Annotated in this window: 5 protein-coding genes; 2 read left to right on the plus strand and 3 right to left on the minus strand. The window is 69.9% G+C overall.

Translation table 11 applies throughout. The annotated features are described in order from the left end of the window. The first annotated feature begins 49 nt into the window (after nt 1-49). A complete protein-coding gene (locus tag AB0M20_RS27950; RefSeq protein ID WP_364303159.1) occupies nt 50-1,234 on the plus strand; it encodes a hypothetical protein in 1,185 nt (394 codons plus the stop codon). 408 nt (nt 1,235-1,642) lie between these two features. On the opposite strand, the gene AB0M20_RS27955 is transcribed toward AB0M20_RS27950, so the two are convergent. Further along, entirely contained in the window at nt 1,643-2,668 is a 1,026-nt protein-coding gene (locus AB0M20_RS27955; protein ID WP_364303161.1) for an aspartate-semialdehyde dehydrogenase, read from the minus strand. A 101-nt stretch (nt 2,669-2,769) separates the two neighbouring features. Here AB0M20_RS27955 and AB0M20_RS27960 point away from each other — a divergent pair, with 101 nt between their 5' ends. Then, nucleotides 2,770-3,567: a methyltransferase domain-containing protein gene (locus tag AB0M20_RS27960; protein ID WP_364303163.1), complete on the plus strand. Its 798-nt coding sequence runs from the start codon at nt 2,770-2,772 to the stop codon at nt 3,565-3,567. A 20-nt stretch (nt 3,568-3,587) separates the two neighbouring features. On the opposite strand, the gene AB0M20_RS27965 is transcribed toward AB0M20_RS27960, so the two are convergent. Both AB0M20_RS27965 and AB0M20_RS27970 read right to left on the minus strand, forming a co-directional pair. Continuing rightward, on the minus strand, nt 3,588-4,196 hold the full coding sequence (locus tag AB0M20_RS27965; RefSeq protein WP_364303165.1) for a M15 family metallopeptidase: 609 nt from the start codon (nt 4,194-4,196) through the stop codon (nt 3,588-3,590). Nucleotides 4,197-4,313: 117 nt separating this feature from the next. Continuing rightward, the coding region (locus AB0M20_RS27970) for a pyridoxal-phosphate dependent enzyme (RefSeq protein WP_364303167.1) at nt 4,314-4,775 on the minus strand (462 nt) is incomplete at its 5' end.

Raw genomic sequence — 4,775 nt, forward strand, 5'->3', positions numbered from 1 at the left:
TCCTTGAAGTGAAAGGGTTTAGAGCGTTTTTTATGCGTGAAAATATTTTTTGACATATGCCGCCTTGGCCGGCGCCTTCTTCGCGGTCGTCTTCTTCGCCGCCGCCTTGGTGGCCGTCGTCTTCTTGGCTGCGGTCGTCTTCTTCGCCGCCGTCGTCTTCTTCGCTGCCGTGGTCTTCTTGGCGGCGGTGCTCTTCGCAGCCGTCGTCTTCTTGGCAGCCGTCGTCTTCTTGGCGGTCGACTTGGCGGCGGTTGACTTAGTGGCGGCCTTGCGGGCCGGCGCCTTCTTGGCCGCGGTGGCGGTCGTCGTCTTCTTGGCGGTGCCCGAGGCGGCCGCGGAGACGGCCTTGGCGGCGGGCTCCGCCGTGGCGCGGACCGTGGCCGGCTTCGCCGCGGTGGACTCCGCCGCACTGATCTTCTTGGCGGGCTGGTTCTTCTTGGCGGGCTGGCGCGAGGCCGACGTCCGGGTCGCGGTCGTCTTGGTCGCCGGGCGCGGCGAACCGGCCTTGGCCGCGGTGGGCCGGCTGGTCGCCGTCTTCCGCGCGGTGCCGGCGGCCTTGCGAGCCGTGGTGGCCGCCTTCTTGGCGGTGTCGGACGCCTTGCGCGCCGTCGCGGCCGTCTTGGAAGCAGCGGTCTTGGCAGCACCGGTCGTGGCCGCAGCCGACTTGGACGACGCAGCCGACTTGGAAGCAGCCGACTTGGTCGTGGCCGTCTTGGAGGCAGCCGTCTTGGTCGCAGCCGTCTTGGTCGCGGCCGTCTTGGAAGCGGCCGTCTTGGAAGCCGTCGGCTTCGAGTTGGCAGCCGTCTTCCGAGCGGTGGCCTTGCCGGCGGCGGTCGTCGTGGCGGCCGTCTTGGTGGTGGCGGGCTTCCGGGCCGTGGCCGTCTTGGCAGCAGCCGACTTGGCGGTGGCCGACTTGGCGGTGGCCGACTTGGCGGCAGCCGCCGCGGTGCCGGCCGTCTTGGAGGCAGCCGACCGCGTCGTGGTCTTGGCGGCAGCCGTCTTGGTGGCGGCCGACCGGGTCGCGGCCGGCTTCGCCGTTGCCGACTTCGCCGGGCGCGTGGTGGCCGATTTCGCGGTGGCGCTCCGGGTCGCAGCGGGCGTCGCGGACGGCCGACTGGCGGCGGTCGCGGCGCTCCTCTGCGTACCCGAATCGGTTTTGCTCTTACTGGCCTTAATGGCAGCGGCCATGGGGATGTTCCTCCTTGCGAATGACTGCGGGCTCGTCTCCGCCTAGGAGACTGCGAGATTCCGGCATGGACCCGAGGTGCCGCGCCGGCCTAGCTTTCCTCCCCTGTCCAGCGAGCGTCCTCGGCGTCCCACGCCGCATTGCGCTTCTCGACCGTCTCGAGTGCCCGCGTTGCGTCGTCAGCGGAGGGGTACGGACCGAGCCGGTACTGCGCGGGACACACGTCGTCCCCGGACTCGACCCGGTTGTGTCGGAGGCACCAGAAATAGCCGCCCCCGCCAGGCCCACTGTCGTTCATGAAATCACTGTGCACCTCAAACCGACCATGCGCTACCGATTCGGGCAAAAAGTCCAGAATTTCCATTGTGGATTGTGCCGAAGACTCCCCGAACGAACGACAAAACCCGCCCCGGGTTCACGTCGGGGCAGGTTTCGTGCAGCGCGATTGGTCAGCGATCAGGACAGCTCTGCGGCCACCAGCTCGGCGATCTGGACGGCGTTGAGCGCGGCGCCCTTGCGCAGATTGTCGTTGGAGAGGAACAGCGCAAGGCCGTTCTCCGCCGTCTCGTCAGCGCGGATCCGGCCCACGAAGGTCGGGTCACGACCGGCCGCCTGCAGCGGCGTGGGGATGTCGGACAGCTCCACGCCGGGCGCGCCGGTCAGCAGCTCGCGGGCCCGCGAAGGGCTGAGCGGCCGGGCGAAGCGGGCGTTCACCTGCAGCGAGTGGCCGGTGAAGACGGGCACGCGCACGCACGTGCCGGAGACGAGCAGCGACGGGATGCCCAGAATCTTGCGGCTCTCGTTGCGCAGCTTCTGCTCCTCGTCGGTCTCCTCGAGGCCGTCGTCGACGATCGAGCCGGCCAGCGGCAGCACGTTGAACGCGATCGGGCGGGCGAACGATCGCGGCGCCGGGAACTCCACCGCGTCGCCGGCATGGGTCAGCTCGGCGGCGCGGTCCGCGACCTTCTGCACCTGCTCGGACAACTCGGCGACGCCGGCCAGACCCGCGCCGGACACCGCCTGATAGGTGGTCGCGACCATGGCGACGAGCTCGGCCTCGTCGTGCAGCGGGCGCAGCACCGGCATCGCGGCCATCGTGGTGCAGTTGGGGTTGGCGATGATGCCCTTGGGGCGCTGCCGGGCCGCGTCGGGATTCACCTCGGCGACCACGAGCGGCACGTCGGGGTCCATCCGCCAGGCCGAGGAGTTGTCGATGACCACGGCGCCGGCCTCGGCCACCCTGGGCGCGTACTCCTTGGAACTGCCCTTGCCCGCGGAGAAGAGCACGATGTCCAGACCGCCGAAGTCGGCCTGCTCGGCGTCCTCGACCGTCACCTCGCCGTCACCCCACGGCACCGTGCGGCCCGCCGACCGGGCGGAGGCGAAGAGTCGAAGCTGATCCACGGGGAAACCGCGCTCGGACAGAATGCGGCGCATGACGCCGCCGACCTGTCCCGTCGCGCCTACGATGCCGATCCTCATGGCCTACAAACTACGGCCTGACCTCTGATCGCCCGAGTTGACTTTCCGGATGGCGGGATTTCTCTCCCTCATGCTGGGACAGCGCGACTAGCGTCACGGGCATGGTGAAGTACACGCACGGCCATCACGAGTCGGTTCTGCGGTCGCATCGCTGGCGCACCGCAGAGAATTCGGCGGGCTATCTGCTGCCCCGGCTGACTTCCGGTGTCGCGGTGCTCGACGTCGGCTGCGGCCCGGGGACAATCACCGCCGACCTCGCGACGGTAGTCGCACCCGGCCGGGTGACGGCGCTGGAGACCACCGGCGAGGCGCTCGGCCTGGCGCGGGCGGAGATCTCACGTCGCGGGCTCGACACGGTGGACTTCGCGGTCGGGGACGTGCAGGCGCTGGACTTTCCCGACGACAGCTTCGACGTGGTGCATGCCCATCAGGTGTTGCAGCACGTCGGCGACCCGGTGCGGGCGTTGCGCGAGATGCGACGGGTGACCCGGCCGGGCGGCGTGGTGGCGGTGCGCGACAGCGACTATGCGGCGTTCACCTGGTTTCCGCGGGTGCCGGGCCTGGACGAGTGGCTGGCGCTCTATCAGCGGGTGGCGCGGGGCAACGGCGGCGAGCCGGACGCCGGGCGGCGACTGCTCAGCTGGGCCCACGCGGCCGGCTTCACCGACGTGACCGCGTCGTCGAGCACGTGGTGCTTCGCCGACGAGACCGACCGCTCGTGGTGGGGCGGGATGTGGGCCGAGCGGGTGCTGAAATCAAAAATGGCCCGGACCGCGCTGTCCACCGGCGCCGCCACGCAGGAGGACCTGGAGCGGATCTCGGCGGCCTGGCTGGCGTGGGCGGCCGACCCGGACGGCTGGCTCTCCCTGCTGCACGGCGAGATCATCTGCATCGCCTGATGCGCCGGCAGAAGTGGTAGCTAGGCGCTCTTGGGCTTGTAGGCCCAGTGCCACGGTTCGCGGGGCACGTTCTCGACGAAGCCGTACTCGTCCGCGTGCTTGCGCATCCAGGCCTGCGCCTTGGAGTTCAGATCGAGGTCGGTGGCCATCCCCCAGCCGTGCTCGCTGGTGCCGGGCTTCGCGGCCAGTCCGCCCTGCGAGTAGAGGCCCTTGCGCCGGGCCACGTCCACCTGCTCGTCGTAGGAGCGGTACGAGTCGGTGATGCCGATCGTCACGCCCTCCTTCTTGGCGTCCGCGATCATCTTGTTCAGCGACTCGGCGGCCGGCGCCCACAGCTTGTGGTTGGTGTCGCCGACCTTGCCCAGCGCGTTCGCCGGGATCTTCCCGTTGCCGTACGCGGCCAGGTCGGTCGGGATGCCCTTGCTATTCAAGTTGTAGGTCTTGTTCGTGGTGCCGGTGTTCTGCGTGGCCACCGCATCGTTGAGGTACGACGCGAACTGCGAGCCCGACGCGCCCGCTGTGGTCGACGTCGACGACTTGGTCGCCGTGCTCGCGGCCTGCTGGGTCTGCAGCGCGAGGATCCGGCTCTGGATGTCGGTGATGCGGCCCTGCACTCCCTCGATTCCCACGTCATGACCCATCGGCGCAACCGCGCGGCGACTGAGCCGCACCCGGCGAGAAAAGTGCCCACGAGATAAGTGGTAGCCCTGCCACTTTTCGCTTGGCCGACGCCCCGGCGGGATCGCTCAGGCCAGGTCGGCCGGGTTGGTGTTGGCGCCGCAGAGCAGGACGACCACCCGCTCGCCGTCGCGTGGGACATACACGCCGCTGGTAAGCGCCGCATACGCCGCGGCCGTCCCGTGCTCCACCACCACGCGGAAGTCCTCCCACAGCCGGCGCCGGGCCTCGACGATCGCGGCGTCGTCGACGAGCAGCGACTCCACTCCTCGAGAGGCCACAATCGAGTACGGGATGTCGCCGAGCCGGCGGGCGCCGAGGGAGTCGGCGGCCACCCCACCCACCGTGACGTCCACCGGTCCGCCGTTGTCGAGCGCGGCCCGCAGCGTCGGGCAGGACGAGGGCTCGACCGCCACGACCCGCTTGCCGGGCAACGCCGCGGCGATCCCGCCGACCAGGCCACCGCCGCCGACCGCCACCAGCACGGTGTCGCAATCGAGCTCGTCGGCCACTTCCAGGCCCAGCGTGCC

It is taken from the genome of Actinoplanes sp. NPDC051633 (genome assembly GCF_040681735.1).
GTDB lineage: Bacteria > Actinomycetota > Actinomycetes > Mycobacteriales > Micromonosporaceae > Actinoplanes.

What these genes read in the sequence shown, in the direction of transcription:
- AB0M20_RS27955 (WP_364303161.1), bottom strand. Translation starts at nt 2,668, where the DNA reads ATGAGGATCGGCATCGTAGGCGCGACGGGACAGGTCGGCGGCGTCATG.
- AB0M20_RS27960 (WP_364303163.1), top strand. Translation starts at nt 2,770, where the DNA reads ATGGTGAAGTACACGCACGGCCATCACGAGTCGGTTCTGCGGTCGCAT.